The organism is Enterovibrio paralichthyis (assembly GCF_019209835.1).
Classification (GTDB): Bacteria; Pseudomonadota; Gammaproteobacteria; order Enterobacterales; family Vibrionaceae; genus Enterovibrio; species Enterovibrio paralichthyis.
This window is the reverse complement of the sequence record NZ_JAHUTS010000004.1, coordinates 186,975-206,282: the sequence shown is the minus strand read 5'-3', so window position 1 is coordinate 206,282 and position 19,308 is coordinate 186,975. Positions and strand designations below refer to the sequence as shown.

The window sequence follows — 19,308 nt, the reverse complement described above, 5'->3', positions numbered from 1 at the left end:
TTTTGGTTTTTATCACGCAGAAACATGATTTTAACGTCTTGCGCTGAGAGTGAAAGCGATTATACCGAGCCAGATAAGAAATCGCGGATGCGGCAAAGCAGCTCAGGGGAGAGTCAACGCTATAGGCTGAGGCACAGCGCAGGTTTACGCTGTTCCGCGCGTAACAACCTATACACAACTTGAAACGATTAAATGTGTTTACAGGCATCAGTCCGGAAAATTCTGCGCTCTTCGTCCCAACATCCTCCCCCTGCTTTCGGTAGGTTTGAAGTTCTACGCACCCATCGAGGAGGAATTGATACGATGCCAGGAAAAGTTTCCGATTACATGACGCGAAAACTTGTCACCGTCACCCCTGATACAGGCGTACGCGAAGCCTACTTCCTGATGCGGGATAAGGATATTCGCCATCTCCCGGTTGTTGACGGCGACACCTTGGTCGGGATCATCAGCGACCGCCAGTTGCGTCGGCCGAACTGGGCAGACGAAGCACCTGACATTGCGCACCCTTACCTGCTCTCTGACGATTTAACTGTGGGTGATGTTATGGTCAAAGACGTGATTGTCAGCCATACCTATGAAACCCTCACCAAGGCCAACCAGCGCCTGCTGGACCATAACATCGGCGCCATGCCAGTGCTGGATAAAACGGAAGAGTTGGTAGGTATCCTCTCCGCTGTCGACTTGCTGACCGCGTTTCAGGACATCCTCAAACGTGAAAAATCGCTCAAAAGAGCCAAAGGCTAAGGCCTTGTCCCTTTTTAAATACCCAGAATAGCAACGGAAAAAAAGAAAGCCGCGATTGCGGCTTTCTTCGTTTTAGTGATGTTTCAGGGTTTAGTTGAACAGTCCTTTTAGCAGCTTATCTGCCGCTTCTTTCACTTTGTCATCCCCTGCCTTGTCACCCAGCAGTTTTTGCAGACCGCGCTCAGCTTCCTTGCGCACTTTATCTTCCAGCACCTTGTTGGAAGTCAGTAGCGCTTTTACATCCAGCTTGTAGCTCGGTGCCTGCCAGGTACCGCCGATATTGACCGGAATCGTGATGTCTTTCAGCTCATCGATGTCCTTGCCGCCCTGCCCTTTACTGGTACCCACAACTGAAACAAGCACTTTAAAATCCAGGTCTTCATTCACCAGGTTGGTCTGGCCTTCACTGTGTACGCGAAGTGCCGGTGCTTCCATTTTCATATTACGGGTCGAAGCTATGCCCTTACCAAGGTTGAAGGAAGCACTCAGCGCGCTGAAGTCTGTTTTACGGGTTTCTTCAACATAGGTCGCACTCTGGCCTTTCAGGGCTGCTTTCGCTTCGCGGATCATTTCCGGAATGTTGATGCCGTTAATTGAACCGTCTGCAAAGTTAATCGCCACCGTCCCGGTGATCCCGGTGCGCAGGCGTTTCTCTGACAAGCCAACACCGCTGACATTAACATCGATACTGCCGTTGCCGGACAAAATGTCCTGACCGGCCACCGCCTGAAGCAATGGCTGGACACTGACGTTGTTAATGCCTTTCTTCGCCGTGTAACGAGCAGGGCTGACGGTGGCGTCCAGTGTACCTGTGGCGTTAATCGTGCCGCCGTAGAGCTTGGCATCAAATTGGGTCACATTCACTTTACCGCGGTTTACAGCAAATGCCGTCACCACACTGCTGACTTCAACGTTGTCAGCAATAAATTCATCAATGGCAATTTTACCGGCGATATCCAGAGATTTAAGCGCAGAGAGGTCAGGTTCAACATCACTCAGCGGTTTTTTCTCCGCGGCAGGTTTCTCGCCACCCGTAGCAGGTTTGTTGGCCGGTGCTGCTGGTTTATCCTGCGGTTTGGATGGTGTACCCAACAACGCATTGAGATCGATTTTTGGGCTCATTACATCGAATCGGATGGCTGGGATATCAGCCAGTGCGACTGACGCCTTACCTTTAAATTCGGTGTCATCGACAGTGGCGTGCAGTTTTTCCAGCGACAGCTTTTGTGCTTTATTGTCAAAAGCCACATCGCCTTTCAAACCCACCTTCATCTCGGATTTAGGCAATGACGCACCAGAAAGTGTGCTCGCCAGATCCAGTCCGGAAGCGGTGATCAGCGAAATCGCTTCATTCACCAATACCGTGGTTTTGCCGCTGGCATCGAAAGCCATGTCAGCCGATTTACCCTTGGCAGAGAAATCAATGGCCATCGGCACTGCGAGACCCGCCTGATCGGCTTTCAATGTCAGGCTTTCCAGCTGCATTTGGGCGTCATTGGCACTGGCTGTTACTGAGAGTTGACGCAACTTGGACTTCATGGCGTCTTTTTCCAGCATGGCTTCCGCGCTGCCTTTCACATCAAAGCTCAAGGCGTTTTGTTTCCCCTTCACATCAAATTCAATCGGCACCCAAAGGCCGGTTTCGAGTTTGCCGATCATCAGGTTCAGCGAACTGATTTCACTGGCTGTATGTGTCTTGTCATCACGCATGGTCACGCTAGCATCCACCAGCTCAAGTCCACCAATGCTGATAGTCCAAGGCTTAGTGTCACTCGTTGGTTGCGCCGAAGTGGCCGGCTCAGAAGACTTATCCTGTGTTGCAGTGTCAGAACCTGCCTGCTCGCCAGCCAGACCATCAAGGTTACTGGTACCGTTTGGCAACGTTTGGACAAAGACATGCGCCCCCAGCAGTTTAACCACCCCGATATCCAGCGTGTCTGAAAGCAATGGGGTTACCGCAACAGACATTTCAGCCTGCTGCAGTGTCAGCATATCCGGCTCTGCAAAACCTTCAGGGTTTTTGAACGCCAGCTTTTCAACCGACAGGCCAAGGCTTGGCCAGAAGCGCCAGCTGATGTCGCCATCAATTACCAGATCACGTCCAGTGGCTTTTTTGACCTCTTCCGCAATCAGGGGCTTGAAATCATTGGGGTTGATAAACGCGACGATGGCACCCACAGCGACCACCACCAAGAGCACCAATCCAATCAGAATGTAGAGAAGCTTTTTCATGATGAATAACATTTCCTTTTGTGATGCGGGGAGATTACCCAATCAAGACAATAAATTCTGCCCTGTTTTCAACAATCTTTGCTATTTGCCTTCAACCCGGTCTTCATTTATCCGTGACGCCACCGCCCCCTGTTGGTTCTTGTATTTCGCGTTCTGGCGCTTGTGATAGGGGCGCTCAGCGGCGCTGGTCATGGTCTCAAAACTCAATGCACCAATAGGCATACCGGGGCGCAACGCGAGCGGTAAACGACCACTGTTGTAAAACTCCAGCACAATACGACCCTGCCAGCCCGGGTCTATACGGTGTGCCGTAACGTGCACCATCAGGCCTAACCTCGCCAAGGATGAACGCCCGTCCAGCCAGCCCACAATGTCATCCGGCAAAGTGACCACTTCCTGTGTGACAGCCAGTGCCAGTTGCCCGGGATGGAGAAAAAACGCCTCGCCATCAGCGATTTCAATCTCATCGCTCATCACTTTGTCGAGTTGTGCTGAGACTTCTTCCCTCGGCCCGGACAAGTCAATATAAGGTGCACCATGCTCACTAAAGACACGAAACTGGTTGCCCAAGGTCACATCCGCCGTCACGCCGGAAATCGCATCGTCACTGGGACGCGGGTCAATCACAATATGGCCACTGTCCAGGCTTTCTTTTATATGTTTGTCACTCAATCTCATTGCGTGTTCCCTCACACAAGCAAAAGGCTAACCCAATTCAGTTAGCCTATCGAATTCAAGATATAAAAAAAGCCGGATAACCGGCTCTTTTCATTAAGATTTTAGCAACCTAGCAATGTGTGCTTTCAACACGTCGATTGCGATACGGTTTTTGCCGCCGCGCGGTACGATAATGTCAGCATACTGTTTTGAAGGTTCGATGAACTGCATAAACATTGGACGAACTGTTTTCTGGTACTGTTCCAGTACAGATTCCATAGTACGGCCGCGCTCAGCTACGTCACGTTTAACACGGCGCAGCAGGCAGATGTCCAGCGGGGTATCCATAAAGATGCTCGCATGCATCAGGTCACGCAGGCGCGGATCCGTCAGCAGAAGAATACCTTCCAGGATGATCACTTTTTTCGGTGTCAGCGTGGTGGTTTCTTCCATACGGGTATGTTCTGCGTAGCTGTACTGTGGAACTTCCACTGCTTTACCTTCCATCAGTTCTTGAAGGTGCTTGCACAGCAAATCGTGGTCCAGCGCTTGAGGATGGTCGTAGTTGGTTTTAACGCGATCTTCCATGCTCAGGTGGCCTTGGTCGCGGTAGTAGCGGTCTTCCGTGATAACACCGATCTGATGATCGCCAACTTTTTCTTTGAGTTCCTGATAAATAGTGCTTGCGATCAGACTTTTACCGGATGCAGATGCGCCTGCAATACCGATAATGACACATTGGTTGTTGTCACTCATAAATGAATACCCGGGAATATGGCGAGAAATAAACCGCCTGATTATAGGGAGTTGACCTCGCGCATGCCATCTAAATATGTGATTAAAGTCTCAAATAAAAGCAATCCGCGCATTGTTTCATCACTATGCATACGGATTGCGCGCCACATATCGCTCTCAATATTCAATTTTTAAGCAATTCGCTTGCTTATCATTCACATTCGTTATTGGTCGTTTACATTCACAATCGAAATTTGTTCCGCCATAGGCTCACCACGCCAGAAAAGCTGGCTGGCAACTTTTTGCGCCAGCGCTATATACATCTCGGCATGTTCGCTTTCAGGCTTGCTGATCACAGTAGGAGCCCCGGCATCGATGTCTTCGCGGATAGCAATATGCAAAGGCACCTGCGCCAGCAACGAAAGCCCCATGTCCGCGGCCATTTTCACTGCCCCCCCCTGACCAAAGATCGCCTCGTGATGACCGCAATGACTACAAATATGGTAGCTCATGTTCTCTACCACCCCGAGCACGGGCACGTCGACTTTGCCAAACATCGCCACTCCCTTAATCGCATCCGCAAGCGCCAAATCCTGAGGCGTTGTAACAACAACCGCTGCAGTGACCGGAAATTGCTGCGCAAGGCTAAGCTGGATATCCCCCGTGCCCGGCGGCATATCAATCACCAGATAATCGATGTCCGGCCAATGGGTTTCATTTGCCAATTGGGCAAATGCTTTGGACGCCATTGGGCCGCGCCAGACCATGGCGTTTTCATCAGGTACCAAATAGCCAATGGAGTTGCTGAACAGGCCATGCGCCTCTATCGGCTCCATGGTTTTACCATCGAGCGTAGTGGGCTGTTTGCCTTTGGTTCCCAGCATGATCGGCAGCGAAGGACCATAGATATCGGCATCCAGGATCCCGACTTTCGCGCCCAATGCCTTGAGTGCCAGAGCTAGGTTCACTGAGGTTGTGGATTTACCCACGCCGCCTTTGGCTGAGCTGACAACGATGATGTTTTTCACGCCCTTAAGCGGCGACTTTTCTCCCGCCTTCAGTGGCACGACCCGCTGGCGCACCTGAATCGCGGGCAGGTTTTCACCTTCGCTTTTCTGTGCATCCAGCCATTGCGCCAATGCCTCACAGACCGGGGCTGCCGCAAACGGGAAAGTAACCGTGATTTCGCCAGCCTTGGATTGGGACAAAAGCCCAGGGCAACTTGCCCAATCATCAACCAATGCAGCATGGGAAAAATGGTTGAGGAAGGATTTGACAGCATCCATATCCGGTTTTTCATCATTCTCGCGGCCAAAAAACATGGGAAACTCTCCTCGTAGCAAAGCTGAACGGATTCGTATGGTTTCCTCTAGCCTAATGAAATTTTGGCCTTTTCACACCCTTTTGCTTGTAGGGATATTGCAAATAGTGTTCCGCCCCGCCCTGCAACGGTTTTCACAACCAACGAAGCGCATCACACCCTATGCTTTCAATGCGGTATCAGGTAAGATTTGCGGCATTCATTCGATTCAATTGTCAAAAGCGAACTATCTAAATTATGGCTGCAAACCAACGTAAAATTCTGGTTACCTGTGCCCTGCCTTACGCGAATGGCTCTATCCATTTGGGTCATATGCTCGAGCATATTCAGGCAGACGTATGGGTGCGTTATCAGCGCCTTCGTGGCAACACTGTCAACTTCATCTGTGCAGACGACGCACACGGCACGCCAATCATGCTGAAAGCCCAGCAGCTGGGTATCGAGCCTGAAGCCATGATCGCTGAAATGCAAAAAGAGCACGAAGCAGACTTCGCTGGCTTTGACATCAGCTTTGACAACTACCACAGCACGCACAGCGACGAAAACCGAGAGCTGGCGTCTTACATCTACACCCAACTGAAGAACAACGGCTTCATCAACAGCCGCACCATTTCTCAGCTGTTTGACCCTGAGAAAGAAATGTTCCTGCCAGACCGTTTCGTTAAAGGCACCTGCCCGAAATGTGGTTCTGAAGATCAGTACGGCGACAACTGCGACAACTGTGGCGAAACTTACAGCCCTACTGAGCTGGTCAATCCAAAATCAGCAGTCAGTGGCGCAACCCCTGTACTGAAAGATTCCGTTCACTTCTTCTTCGACCTGCCACAGTTTGAAGGCATGCTGCAAGCGTGGACTAAGTCCGGTGCGCTGCAAGAAGAAATGGCGAACAAGATGAACGAGTGGTTCGAGTCTGGCCTGCAGCAGTGGGATATCTCACGTGATGCGCCATACTTCGGCTTCGAAATCCCGGGTGAGCCTGGCAAATACTTCTACGTATGGCTGGACGCACCAATCGGTTACATGGGTTCTTTCAAGAACTACTGTAACAAGAACAGCGATGTAGACTTCGACGAGTACTGGAACAAAGACAGCCAAACTGAGCTGTACCACTTTATCGGTAAAGACATCGTTTACTTCCACAGTCTGTTCTGGCCTGCAATGCTGGAAGGCGCAGGCTTCCGCAAGCCAAACAACGTGTTCGTACATGGCTACGTGACTGTTAACGGCGCGAAGATGTCAAAATCGAAAGGTACTTTCATTAAGGCGAGCACTTACCTGAAGCACCTGGATCCAGAATGCCTGCGTTACTACTACGCAGCCAAACTGAACAACCGCATCGATGACCTCGACCTGAACCTGGACGATTTCGTTCAGCGTGTAAACTCTGACATCGTGAACAAAGTCGTTAACCTAGCTTCACGTAACGCGGGTTTCATCGCGAAGCGTTTCGACGGCATGCTGTCTGCTGAATGCGCAGAGCCTGCACTGTACGCTGAATTTGCATCTGCGGCAGAGCGTATTGGCGATCTGTACGAGAAGCGCGAATACAGCCGTGCAATCCGTGAAATCATGGCGCTGGCTGACAAAGCCAACCAGTACGTTGACGAGAAAGCACCTTGGGTTGTGGCGAAAGAAGAAGGCAAAGACGCTGAGCTTCAGGCTATCTGTACCATGGGTATTAACCTGTTCCGCGTTCTGATGACTTACCTCAAGCCTGTTATGCCTGAGCTGGCAGAGCGCACAGAAGCGTTCCTGAACGAGACCTTGAGCTGGGAAGGCGTTGCACAGCCTCTGACCGCGCACAAAGTGAATACTTTTAAAGCGCTGTTCAGCCGTATCGATCCGAAGAACGTTGAAGCCATGGTGGAAGCGTCTAAAGAAGATGCAGCAGCAGAGAAAGCGGCCGCTGAAAAAGCAAAAGGCCCGCTGGATGATGAGCCTATCGCACCGGAAATCGAGTTCGACGACTTTGCAAAAGTTGACCTTCGCATTGCGAAAATCATCTCTTGTGAATCGGTACCAAAAGCGGACAAGCTGCTTAAGTTCCAACTGGATCTCGGCGGCGAAACCCGTCAGGTGTTCTCTGGTATCAAATCAGCGTACAACCCTGAAGACCTGATTGGTAAATACACGGTTGTGGTTGCTAACCTGAAGCCTCGCAAGATGAAGTTCGGCATGTCTGAAGGCATGATTCTGGCGGCAGGCCCTGGTGGTAAAGACCTGTGGTTGCTTGAACCACACGAAGGTGCACAAGCGGGCATGCGCGTGATGTAGTCACCGTACCGCGTCTAAAAGGAGCCGTTAAGGCTCCTTTTTTGTATATGAAACTGAATGCGTTGGCAGGTGACTTCCATCACATTTTTGCACCAATCTGGTTCGCTAATGCATCATCTCCGCACATAAAAATTCAGCCAAAATCCTATCTATCTGATATTAAACGGGTAAATTTCTGGCACAGCCTCTGCAGTACATAATCAGGCACTCAGGAAAGAGGAAAAGATTATGGCACTGCTGACAACCATCACCCCAAACTGGTTACTCCGTCTTGCTTCTGGCATGTCCAGCACCCGGGAATCACGTTGTGCACAATACCGCAACCAAATCAGCAATATGCGCGAGCTTTTGTGGATGTTGCATGACCACAACACCCGTTATATCCGTTGCCCACAATCACCGCAGGCAAGCAAAGCCCGAGATGAAATCCGTGACTTTTGCGAAAGCATGCTGAAGCACTGCAGCAACGCGCAACGTCCGCTTTTCCGTGTGCTCAGTTCACGCATGGAGGAAGTGTTGCAGTCACTGCCTAACCAATCCCGTGCTGGCTGGTTTTCATTGCACCACAGAACTTCAGATCACTTGATTTACATTATCGATGAAGTAACCCGCTCGTATATCTCTGAGCTTAATCAGGACACGATGTACGAGGAATACCAAGCTTTCTGGCAAACCTGGATTGATACCAAAGAAGCACAGCTGCGCTTTGAACAAGCCGCAATGCGACTGATGGATGGTAAGGTTGCCGCATGGCAGTCGGTCAGCTTACAAAGCCGTATTCTGCAAAAGCGCATGTATCAGCTTTCTTTGATGGCAAGCAGCGATGCATCATTGGCTTTTGAACGTGTTGAGCAACGTTTTGATTCAGTGATCCGTGCGGACGAAGAGAGTATTCCGGCTTCTTCACTGATAAAAATCAGCCAGGATCTTAGCGTTATCTTGCTGCACCTGTTTGACCGCGAATTGGAACTCAAAACGCAGGCAGATAAAGTCATCGACGCTCACGCAGCGCCCAAGGCACTGCCAGCAAGTATTGGATAACGCGGTAACCCACAACAAAAAGGAAGGCCAGCGAATGCTGGCCTTCCTTGTTTTGATGTTCCATTTTCGGTGCGTTAACCGACACGTCGGAACTGAGCAACCAAGCGTTTTTGATCATCCAGTGCATCGTAAAGCTTTTTAGCTTCCTCCACCGACTCACGGGAGATGGACATGGTTTGCTGTGACAATTCAGCGACAGACTGGATGTTACCGTTCATCTCATTGGAAACCGCCGCTTGCTGTTGAACAGCCGCGGCCACCTGATGATTTCTGTCGTTAATGTTAGAAACCAGCTCTTGTGAACGTCTCAGCACTTCACCGGCTTGCTCTGCACTGGTCACACACTCTTCAGACAGTGAAGTACCACGAGACATGGCGTCTACCGCCTGCTGTGTACCGTTCTGGATTTGAGAAATCACATCTTGAATCTCAGAGGTTGACTCCTGGGTACGTTGCGCAAGAGCACGTACTTCATCAGCAACCACCGCAAAACCACGACCCTGCTCACCGGCACGGGCTGCCTCAATCGCGGCATTCAATGCCAGCAGGTTGGTCTGTTCTGCTATGCCCTGGATAACATCAGATACCGCGCCGATACGTTTGCCGTGCTCTTCAAGTTTAGAAATCACATTGGATGCAGAGCTAAGCTGCTTCGCCAGATTCTGGATAGCATCAACAGTCTTACCGACGGTCTCCATACCGGCAAGGGTTGCTTCCTGCGCTTCCATTGCGGCATCTGAAGCGCTTTGCGTGTTACCGGACATATCATTGGCGGTGGCAGACATTTCATTGATGGCCGCTGCAATCTGGTCGGTTTCCGCATTTTGCCTGTCGAGGTTTTCAGAGGTACGTTGACCGTTCTGTCTTGCTTTGTTAGCAGCACCAAGTACCTGATCACTCCCATCCAGGATTCGCCCGACGACAGCATTCAACTCGGCGCTGCGCATTTTAAGCGCCAGTTCAATTTCAGAAACATCATCAATTGCACCGTTGTAAATGTATTCCATCAGTGGGTTGTCATATGCGTCTCTTGCCATGGCCGTGACTTTTTCAAGACGGCGGGTAAGCGCGTAGACAGCGCCTACAGACAACACAAACTGGGCAGCCACCGCGGCGTAAAAACCAGCAAAGAAACCCACCGCGCCTGCAGCGATACCGATAGGAACAAACCACATTGCTGCACGCTGCCACAAACGGGTTCGTGGCATTTTCAGTGCGGAGGGCGTTTTACCCGCCAACAGCTGTGGGTAAATTTTGTCAGCACGATCGACGGCATCGCGATCCGGAATAGTACGTACTGATTGGTATTCAGCGATCTGACCATTGATTTTGATGGGTGAAGCAAAGGCGTTTACCCAATAGAACCCGCCATCTTTACTGCGGTTTTTAACAATCCCCATCCAAGACCTGCCGGATTTAATGAAGTCCCACATATTTTGGAATGCAGCCGGTGGCATGCTTGGATGGCGTACCAAATTATGAGGTTGCCCGATAATTTCTTCCTGGGTATATCCCGCAACCTCACAAAAATCTTTGCTTGCATACTTCACAATACCGCGCGTGTCAGTTGTAGATAGAAGGTTATAGTTCGCGGGAAACTTTACCTCTTTATCAGTCACAGGATTATTAACTCGCATACCACATTTTCCTTTCTTAGAGTTAAGACTGGCTTCTCATTAATAGTAGTTCAGTTTTTTAAAACAAAATGAGAGAGTCGCATTTTCAAAAAATGACCACTTTTCCATTTCTATTTTTTTTATTTATCAATATGTATTAGCCACTACTAATGAATGTATCAGCAAAGAAGTGTTAGATATATGAAGAAAAATATCAAAGCAACGAAGCTAAAAATGCCTATATAGCCACAATCTTTTTACGGTTATAGACTTAAGGTTTCTAAAGAATTGTAATGTTCAGGCGAAAAAAAACCGGCCTAATTAGGCCGGTTTCAAATTTTGGCTTCAGGACTTTAATTAGCCACCGATGTGGGTCAAGCCACCCATGTATGGACGCAGTACCTCTGGCACTTCGATGCGGCCATCTTCAAGCTGGTAGTTTTCCAGAATCGCTACCATGGTGCGGCCTACAGCCAGACCTGAACCGTTCAGTGTGTGCAGCAGTTCTGGCTTGCTCGCGCCTTTACGGCGGAAGCGTGCTTGCATACGACGCGCTTGGAAATCAGTCATGTTCGAGCAAGAAGAAATTTCACGGTAAGTGCCTTGCGCCGGTACCCACACTTCCAGATCGTAAGTCTTCGCAGAGCCGAAGCCCATATCGCCAGTACACAGCAGTACTTTACGGTATGGCAGGTTCAGCAGTTGCAGTACTTTTTCCGCGTGGCCGGTCAGCTCTTTAAGAACTGCCATTGAGTCTTCAGGCTTCACAATTTGTACCAGTTCAACTTTGTCGAATTGGTGCATACGGATAAGACCACGGGTATCACGGCCATAAGAACCTGCTTCTGAACGGAAACATGGCGTGTGAGCAGTCATGCGGATTGGCAGGTCTGCTTCGTCAACGATTTCATCACGAACCATGTTGGTCAGCGGTACTTCTGCAGTCGGGATCAGCGACATGCCAACACCTTCTTCAGTCGCTGGTTTGGTGTGGAACAGGTCTTCACCAAACTTAGGCAGTTGGCCGGTACCGAACAGGCTGTCTGCATTCACCAGGTAAGGCACGTACATTTCGGTGTAACCGTGCTCAGTAGTGTGCAGATCCAACATGAACTGTGCAATTGCACGGTGCAGGCGCGCCATTTGGCCTTTCATCACGATGAAACGTGAGCCAGACAGTTTTACTGCGCTCGCGAAATCAAGACCGCCAGTCAGCTCGCCCAGATCAACGTGATCTTTCACTTCGAAATCGTAAGTTTTAGGCTCGCCCCAAACAGAGATTTCAACGTTTTCCGTTTCGTCTTTACCTACAGGTACAACGTCATCCGCCAGGTTTGGAATGCCCAGAATAACGTCGTTCAGTTGATCCTGAAGCTCTGCCAGTTCAGCTTTCGCTTTGTTCAGCTCGTCACCCAGGTTCTCAACAGCAGCCAGCAGCGGCTGGATATCTTCACCTTTTGCCTTCGCCTGACCAATGGACTTGGATCGTGCATTACGCTCAGCTTGCAGCTCCTCGGTGCGTACTTGCAGCGATTTGCGCTTTTCTTCCAGGTTGCGGAGAGTGTCAACGTCAAGCTTGAAGCCACGACGTGCCAGTTTTTCAGCTGTTGCGTCCAGCTCGGTACGAAGTAGTTTTGAATCCAGCATGTTAATCCTGTGAATCGTTAAACAGTGCCTTAAAAGAAGTTGACGCTGCCACGCACTATTATGGCAACGTCAATAAGATTGGTGTCCCTTCCGGAGAGGCTTAATTTCTCACCGTGGTCAGTGGGTAAAACAATACCCAAACTGGGTTTTATTTCCTAGCGTTTTCGAGGGCTATTTGCATTCAATTGCTCAAGAAACGCCAGCTTTTCCGCAATTTTGATTTCCATTCCACGATTAACCGGGTGATAGTATTGCGTGCCTTTCATTTCCTGAGGGAAATAACTCTCCCCGGCAGCATAGGCATTCGGCTCATCGTGGGCGTATCGGTAACCTTCACCATAACCCATCTCTTTCATCAAGGTGGTAGGTGCATTACGAAGGTGATTGGGTACTTCGTAGTCCGGATGCATCTTTGCATCAGTCAGCGCCTGCTTCCAGGCGGTGTAAACCGCATTACTTTTCGCCGCACAGGCCATGTATACGGCGGCCTGTGCAATTGCACGCTCCCCTTCTGCCGGCCCAACGCGGGTAAAGCAATCCCAGGCATTGATGGCAATTTCCATCGCCCTTGGGTCTGCGTTTCCTATATCTTCTGAAGCAATCGCCAGCAGACGACGGGCAACATAAAGCGGGTCACCACCGGCGGTGATGATGCGGGCATACCAGTAGAGCGCGGCGTCCGGATCAGAGCCACGAACAGATTTGTGAAACGCCGAAATCAAGTCGTACCAAAGGTCGCCTTTGTTATCGAACCGCGCAACCTTTTCACCCGCTACTTCAGCCAGTAGCTCAACCGTGATCGTTTTCTTGCCGCTGGCGTCCGGCTCTGCCATATCAGACAACAGTTCGAGATAGTTCAGCGTCATGCGGGCATCACCGGACGTAAACTCTGCCAGTTGCTGCTTAACGCCATCAGTGAATACCAGAACCTCATTGCCTAAGCCGCGCACTTTGTCCGTTAACGCCTGCTCGATAACCTCCAGCACATCATCGGTATCCAACGATTTCAGCTTATAAACCCGGGCACGGGAAAGCAGTGCGTTGTTCAGCTCAAACGATGGGTTTTCCGTGGTCGCGCCGATAAAGGTGATGGTGCCATCTTCTATATGGGGCAAGAAGGCGTCCTGTTGGCTTTTGTTAAAGCGGTGTACCTCATCTACAAAAAGGATGGTGCGGCGACCTACCAACTGGCTTTCCTTGGCTTTATCGATAGCCAGGCGGATATCTTTTACGCCGGAAGTCACCGCCGAGACGCGCTCAATTTCCGCATTGGCATAACCTGCCGCCACTTCCGCCAGCGTAGTTTTACCGGTACCAGGAGGGCCCCATAAGATCATGGAGTGTAGTTGGCCGCTCTCTAGGGCGCGACGAAGCGGTTTGCCTTCACCTAGCAGGTGTTTCTGGCCAATGTATTCGGAGAGGTTGGTTGGCCGCATGCGTGCGGCCAAGGGGCGAAAATCGTCCGCAAAATCCAGACTGAAATTACTCACTTTAGGATCCCAGTTTACTGTCGCTGATCATCCAGCTCGACACCTTCCGGTACAGTAAAGCTGAACAGCGAAGGGCTCGGCGACACATTCTTGACATTGTCGAGTTCAAAACGGCTTTTCTGGCCATCCTGCTCAACCACCGCGAATTCGGTGATTTCGCCGTTTGGCTGCACTTTCACCACGAACTCGCCCAGATTGGACGCTTTTTTCGGTGACAGGGTAAAGGTGTCACCATTTTGCTCTACGTTGTAGTTGTCCCAGTCTTTCGGATCGTTGCGGGTCAGCAATACGAACGGCGTTTGCGACGTAGCATCTTCCAGCCACATTGCGGTGACCTGCTCGATAAACGGGCTGTAGTACCACAGGGTTTTGCCGTCTGAAATCAGGAAATTTTCATCCGGCGTCACCGTTTCCCAGTTAAACAGGTTCGGGCGCTTCATCGTAAGCTGGCCCTCACCTTCACTGATTACATCCCCTTCCGGGCTTGTCACCGTTTGCTCAAAGCTGGCGGTGAAATTGTTGAGCTTGCCCAAGCGGGTATTCAGTTCTTGCTGAGGATTTGCAAATACTGCTGGTGCCACCAGCAGCAGGGAAAACAACATCTTTTTCATTCTGTTTCCAATCAATCTCTAGGCGGTGGTGGCGGCGCCAACACCTCACGATTCGAGTTATGTCCCGGAGCGCTGACAATGCCCTGCGCTTCCAGTTGTTCCACAATGCGCGCAGCTCGGTTATAGCCAATCTTAAAGCGGCGCTGTACCCCTGAGACTGAAGCGCGGCGGGATTCAGTCACAAACTCAACCACTTGGTCGAACAGTTGATCCAGCTCGTCATCGTCTCCATTTTCCGATGCTTCACCCGGCAATAGGCCGTCACTGCCCTGATCGCCACAGGTGATGTCTGAGATATATTGTGGCTTACCACGCGCTTTCCAGTTGCTTACCACGCGGTGTACTTCGTCATCGTTAACAAACGCACCATGCACACGCGCTGGATGGTTCGAACCGTTTGGCATAAACAGCATGTCACCCATGCCCAGCAGCGATTCTGCGCCGCCCTGGTCAAGAATGGTACGTGAGTCTGTTTTGGTCGAAACCGTAAACGCCATACGGGTTGGGATGTTGGCCTTAATAAGACCAGTAATCACATCCACTGACGGACGCTGCGTTGCCAGCACCAGATGGATACCCGCCGCACGTGCTTTCTGCGCCAAACGCGCAATCAGCTCTTCAACTTTCTTGCCAACCACCATCATCAGGTCAGCAAATTCATCCACGATAACCACGATATACGGCAGTTTTTCCAACATTGGAGCGGTTTCGTCCATGCTGTCGCCCGGCTTCCACAATGGGTCTGGGATCGGGTGGTTAGCCTCAGCTGCCTCACGGATTTTCTCGTTGTAGCCACCGATATTACGCACGCCGAGCGCTGACATCAGTTTGTAACGGCGCTCCATTTCCGCCACGCTCCAGCGAAGGGCATTGGCGGCGTCTTTCATGTCTGTTACCACTTCGGTCAGAAGATGCGGAATACCTTCGTAAACCGAAAGCTCCAGCATTTTCGGGTCAATCATGATGAAACGCACATCTTCTGGGCCAGCTTTGTAAAGCATGGAAACAATCATCACGTTCACACCGACTGACTTACCAGAGCCCGTGGTACCTGCCACCAGCAGGTGCGGTGCTTTGGCAAGGTCGGTCACAATGGCCTCACCGGCAATGTCTTTACCCAAAACCACGGAAAGCGGTGACTTGGATGACTGGAAGCGCTCACTTGCGACCACTTCCGACATAAACACAGTTTCACGGCTGCTGTTTGGCAGCTCCAAGCCGATATATGGCTTACCCGGGATCACGTCCACGACACGCACTGCACTGGTTGAAAGTGAACGGGCGATGTCTTTGGAAAGGCTCATGATCCTGCTGACTTTCACGCCAGGCGCCAGTTCCAGCTCAAAGCGGGTGATAACAGGCCCAGGGAAGATACCTTTGACCGTTACCTTGATTTTGTACTCTTCCAGGCGTGTTTCAATCAGGCGCGCCTGATACTGAAGCTCTTCGTCTGTCGCGCGGGTTGCAGTGTTGCGCGGAGGATCCAGCAAATCAATCGTTGGCAATGGTTCAGTCGGCTTCGGCAGGTTCGGCTCGTCTTTCACCAGGAAAGGATGCACAGCACCCGCCGCATTTTTCTGCGCTTCACGGATAGTTTCAAGGAATGGATCCTCATCATCCGGTATAACGGATTGGGCTTGCGCACGGTCGAGTTCAGACAAACCATCGGTATTACCGATCACGATGTCTTCACGTGGTGGATGATTGTGCTGCGGCTCAACGTCTGGCTCGTCAGTCCAATCATCACGCGCTTGCGTCTCTTCAACCTCATCATCCCAAGGCAGTCGCTCGTCGGCAGCGTCTGCGTTTGGCGCAGGTGTTACAGCCACGGCCGGCGAATCAAAAGCGACCTCTTCTTCATCCACAGGGATACGGGCAGCCACTGTCGCCTCACTAACAGACGTATCGACAACGTTATCAAGCTGGATTGTCGGCTCTTTGCGTTCAATAGGTGCAGAAATTGGCGCAGGTGTTGATGCATGGATGATCGGTGCGCCCGGTTTCTCTTCAGCCACTTCTGTCGACTTCACACGCTGTACTTTATTCAGCAGTGAAACATCTGCCAGCTCCCGCTGCGCTGAAGGCGCTTCGGAGAACAGTGGATCGTCAGCGTCCAGATCAGAAGTATCGACAGTCGCTCCCACCATTTGCGGTTTATCACCACGAATACGGTTAACCAGCCAAGTCAGTCCATCCAGTGTTTTCTCACCAAGGGTATCAACGATGGTCAGCCATGAAATGCCTGTAAACAGCGTAAAACCGGCCGCCCAGACAAACATGAACACCAAGGTTGTGCCAAGGATGTTAAACATCGGCAATGCCAACTCTGTGAGGACATCCCCAACGACACCGCCGGATGAAAAGAACCAGAAGTCATCAAAATTGAGATCGGCCAGACCACAACTTGTCAGCAAAAGAAGTACAACCCCCAGGATTTTGGTGGCAAGGATGGTGTAGTTCAGTGGCTCAGAGGCAGCACGGCGACGGAAAAAGACCCAGCCACCGAGCAACAGTAAAAATGGCACCGGATATGCCAAAGTACCCAATGTAAAAAACAGGGTATCGGCGACCCATGCACCGGCATTGCCCGCGGCATTGCGGACAGGACCATCCCAGGCAGTCTGGGACCATGATGGATCGGAGGAGTCGTAACTGATTAACGACACAAAAATAAACACAGCAGACAAGAGCGCAAGGATCAGTGCACTCTCTTTTAAACGTTGGATGCCGTTTAATCGACGGGAGGTGTCGGTCTGTTTCTGCTCCTGACGCAAGAAGAACTCCATTATCACCTATCTTTCTAACTTTAAGCCCTGAAATCGTTTCATAACCTGTCAGCCGTGTTGCTGAATGGTCCGGCTTTATTTTTCATTATGATTGCCTGCGCCCATATGGCGAAAAACGCATCAATTACGGGCAAATACTGGGTTAATACCCCTACTTTTGCAAAAGTGTACACCAAACAAAAAAACAAACCGAGCAGCAAGCTGCCCGGTTTGCAGAATATAACACTCGTCAAAGCCCTCTTTGTCCGATAGCTGTGAGCATGTTAACGCGTTTTGATCACCAGATGGTTTGTCTGCTTCACTTCTTCCATCACCACGTAGGTGCGGGTGTCGTTAACGCCTGGAAGGCGCAACAGCGTCTCACCCAGAAGCTTACGATATGCAGACATATCTGATACACGTGTTTTCAGCAGGTAGTCGAAATCCCCTGATACAAGATGACATTCCTGGATATCTTCGAGTTGTTGAACGGCCTTGTTAAACTGTTCGAACACATCCGGTGCACCACGGTTCAGAGTAATTTCCACGAATACCAGCAATGAAGCGTCGAGATATTGCGGATTCAACAGCGCCGTATATCCGGAGATATAGCCCTGTCTTTCCAGTCGACGAACACGCTCTAAACATGGGGTTGGTGACAGTCCAACGCGCTTGGAGAGCTCAACGTTCGAGACGCGGCCATCCTTTTGCAATTCGTTAAGAATATTTCTGTCAATACGGTCCAATTCCTTGGAGGGTTTCTTTTTGGCGTCAACCATTTTTTATTCCACCTTTTTACTTCCTTGCAATGTTAAATGCCATTTTTCGTAACATATTTTATATATTTAGCATCAAATCCGGCTTTTTGCGAACTATACTAGCCCTAAATACAACAATACAACAGAACAACAGCCAATAACTCTACAAATAAGCGAGGAATCAGGATGATCATTGGTGTACCTAAAGAAATCAAGAACCACGAATATCGGGTTGGTATGGTTCCTGCCAGCGTCCGCGAGCTAATCTCACACGGCCACTCTGTCTACGTCCAGTCGCAGGCAGGCGCGGGGATTGGCTTTAGCGATGATGATTACATCAACGCGGGTGCTTCCATTCTTTCAACAGCAGAAGAGGTCTTCGCGACTGCTGAAATGATTGTCAAAGTTAAAGAGCCTCAGGCCGTTGAACGAGCCATGCTTCGCGAAGGGCAAATTTTGTTTACCTATTTGCACCTTGCACCAGATTTTCCACAGACACAAGACCTTATCAAGAGCAAAGCTATCTGTATAGCCTATGAAACCGTAACAGATTCTAGGGGTAGATTGCCACTATTGGCACCTATGTCAGAAGTAGCTGGCCGTATGTCGATCCAGGCCGGCGCCCAGGCGCTTGAAAAATCCCGCGGCGGCGCAGGAATGCTGTTGGGAGGTGTACCCGGTGTCGAGCCAGCCAAAATTGTGGTGCTCGGTGGTGGTGTCGTCGGTTCCAATGCCGCGCGAATGGCAGTTGGCATGCGTGCAGACGTGACTGTACTTGACCGCAACATCGATACTCTGCGCGCCTTGGACGAAGAATTCCAGGGGCGTGCAAAAGTGCTCTATTCGACGGAAGAAATTCTCGAAAAACACGTACTCGCCGCAGATTTGGTCATCGGAGCTGTGCTTATCCCAGGCGCTGCAGCACCGAAATTGGTGACCGCAGATCACATTAAGCGCATGAAGCCAGGTTCGGCCGTCGTAGATGTGGCGATTGATCAGGGGGGCTGTTTTGAAACGTCCAAAGCGACGACCCACGCTGATCCAACCTATATCGTTGATGACGTGGTTCACTACTGTGTTGCCAACATGCCAGGCGCAGTCGCGCGCACTTCGACATTTGCGCTGAACAACGCCACTTTGCCTTACATTGTGAAGCTGGCAAACCTTGGTTATCGAGAAGCGCTTCTGCAGGATAAAAACCTGCTCAACGGCCTGAATGTGATGGATGGTAAAGTGACCATCAAAGAAGTCGCAGAAGCCTTTAATCTGGAGTACGTAGATCCGAAAGCACTTCTGGCTTAAGTACTTTGTAATAGCTAATTACACTAATCGTCAGAGGGCACCGCTCGGTGCCCTTTCTTTAGCTTCCCGTTTTCCCTACAATCTGACTCATTGCATAACACAAAATCCGTCC

At 50.5% G+C, this 19,308-nt stretch carries 14 protein-coding genes; 4 read left to right on the top strand and 10 right to left on the bottom strand.

What is annotated here, in order from left to right; translation table 11 throughout:
- Positions 1–303 precede the first annotated feature (303 nt).
- Positions 304–747, top strand: a complete 444-nt coding sequence (locus KU854_RS06935; protein WP_218357690.1) for a CBS domain-containing protein — start codon at positions 304–306, stop codon at positions 745–747.
- A gap of 90 nt (positions 748–837) precedes the next feature.
- Here the strand turns inward: KU854_RS06935 and KU854_RS06930 are convergent, their stop codons facing one another.
- The 4 genes from KU854_RS06930 to apbC all read right to left on the bottom strand — a co-directional run bounded on the left by KU854_RS06930 (position 838) and on the right by apbC (position 5,693).
- A complete protein-coding gene (locus KU854_RS06930; protein ID WP_218357689.1) occupies positions 838–2,979 on the bottom strand; it encodes an AsmA family protein in 2,142 nt (713 codons plus the stop codon).
- An 81-nt stretch (positions 2,980–3,060) separates the two neighbouring features.
- Positions 3,061–3,657, bottom strand: a complete 597-nt coding sequence (gene dcd / locus KU854_RS06925; protein WP_054779847.1) for a dCTP deaminase — start codon at positions 3,655–3,657, stop codon at positions 3,061–3,063.
- A gap of 93 nt (positions 3,658–3,750) precedes the next feature.
- Positions 3,751–4,392: a uridine kinase gene (gene udk, locus KU854_RS06920; protein WP_054779848.1), complete on the bottom strand. Its 642-nt coding sequence runs from the start codon at positions 4,390–4,392 to the stop codon at positions 3,751–3,753.
- 203 nt (positions 4,393–4,595) lie between these two features.
- Positions 4,596–5,693, bottom strand: coding sequence for an iron-sulfur cluster carrier protein ApbC (gene apbC / locus KU854_RS06915; protein ID WP_218357688.1), 1,098 nt, complete (start codon positions 5,691–5,693; stop codon positions 4,596–4,598).
- 236 nt (positions 5,694–5,929) lie between these two features.
- On the opposite strand from apbC, the gene metG reads away from it, so the two are divergent.
- Positions 5,930–7,966, top strand: coding sequence for a methionine--tRNA ligase (gene metG, locus KU854_RS06910; RefSeq protein WP_218357687.1), 2,037 nt, complete (start codon positions 5,930–5,932; stop codon positions 7,964–7,966).
- Positions 7,967–8,194: 228 nt separating this feature from the next.
- Positions 8,195–9,007, top strand: coding sequence for a hypothetical protein (locus tag KU854_RS06905; protein WP_218357686.1), 813 nt, complete (start codon positions 8,195–8,197; stop codon positions 9,005–9,007).
- A 74-nt stretch (positions 9,008–9,081) separates the two neighbouring features.
- Here the strand turns inward: KU854_RS06905 and KU854_RS06900 are convergent, their stop codons facing one another.
- The 6 genes from KU854_RS06900 to lrp form a co-directional block, all read right to left on the bottom strand.
- Positions 9,082–10,644 (bottom strand): methyl-accepting chemotaxis protein, encoded by a 1,563-nt coding sequence (locus KU854_RS06900; RefSeq protein WP_218357685.1) that lies wholly within the window; start codon positions 10,642–10,644, stop codon positions 9,082–9,084.
- A 336-nt stretch (positions 10,645–10,980) separates the two neighbouring features.
- On the bottom strand, positions 10,981–12,270 hold the full coding sequence (gene serS, locus KU854_RS06895) for a serine--tRNA ligase (RefSeq protein ID WP_218357684.1): 1,290 nt from the start codon (positions 12,268–12,270) through the stop codon (positions 10,981–10,983).
- Between the two features lie 155 nt (positions 12,271–12,425).
- Positions 12,426–13,760 carry a replication-associated recombination protein A gene (locus KU854_RS06890; protein WP_218357683.1) on the bottom strand — a complete coding sequence of 445 codons (1,335 nt, stop codon included), beginning with the start codon at positions 13,758–13,760 and terminating at the stop codon, positions 12,426–12,428.
- Between the two features lie 14 nt (positions 13,761–13,774).
- Positions 13,775–14,371 (bottom strand): outer membrane lipoprotein periplasmic chaperone LolA, encoded by a 597-nt coding sequence (gene lolA, locus KU854_RS06885; RefSeq protein ID WP_218357682.1) that lies wholly within the window; start codon positions 14,369–14,371, stop codon positions 13,775–13,777.
- 11 nt (positions 14,372–14,382) lie between these two features.
- Positions 14,383–17,157 (bottom strand): DNA translocase FtsK, encoded by a 2,775-nt coding sequence (locus KU854_RS06880; protein WP_218357681.1) that lies wholly within the window; start codon positions 17,155–17,157, stop codon positions 14,383–14,385.
- A gap of 263 nt (positions 17,158–17,420) precedes the next feature.
- Entirely contained in the window at positions 17,421–17,915 is a 495-nt protein-coding gene (lrp, locus tag KU854_RS06875; protein ID WP_054779854.1) for a leucine-responsive transcriptional regulator Lrp, read from the bottom strand.
- A gap of 165 nt (positions 17,916–18,080) precedes the next feature.
- Between lrp and ald the strand changes: the two genes are divergently transcribed.
- Positions 18,081–19,196 (top strand): alanine dehydrogenase, encoded by a 1,116-nt coding sequence (gene ald / locus KU854_RS06870; protein ID WP_218357680.1) that lies wholly within the window; start codon positions 18,081–18,083, stop codon positions 19,194–19,196.
- Positions 19,197–19,308 lie beyond the last annotated feature (112 nt).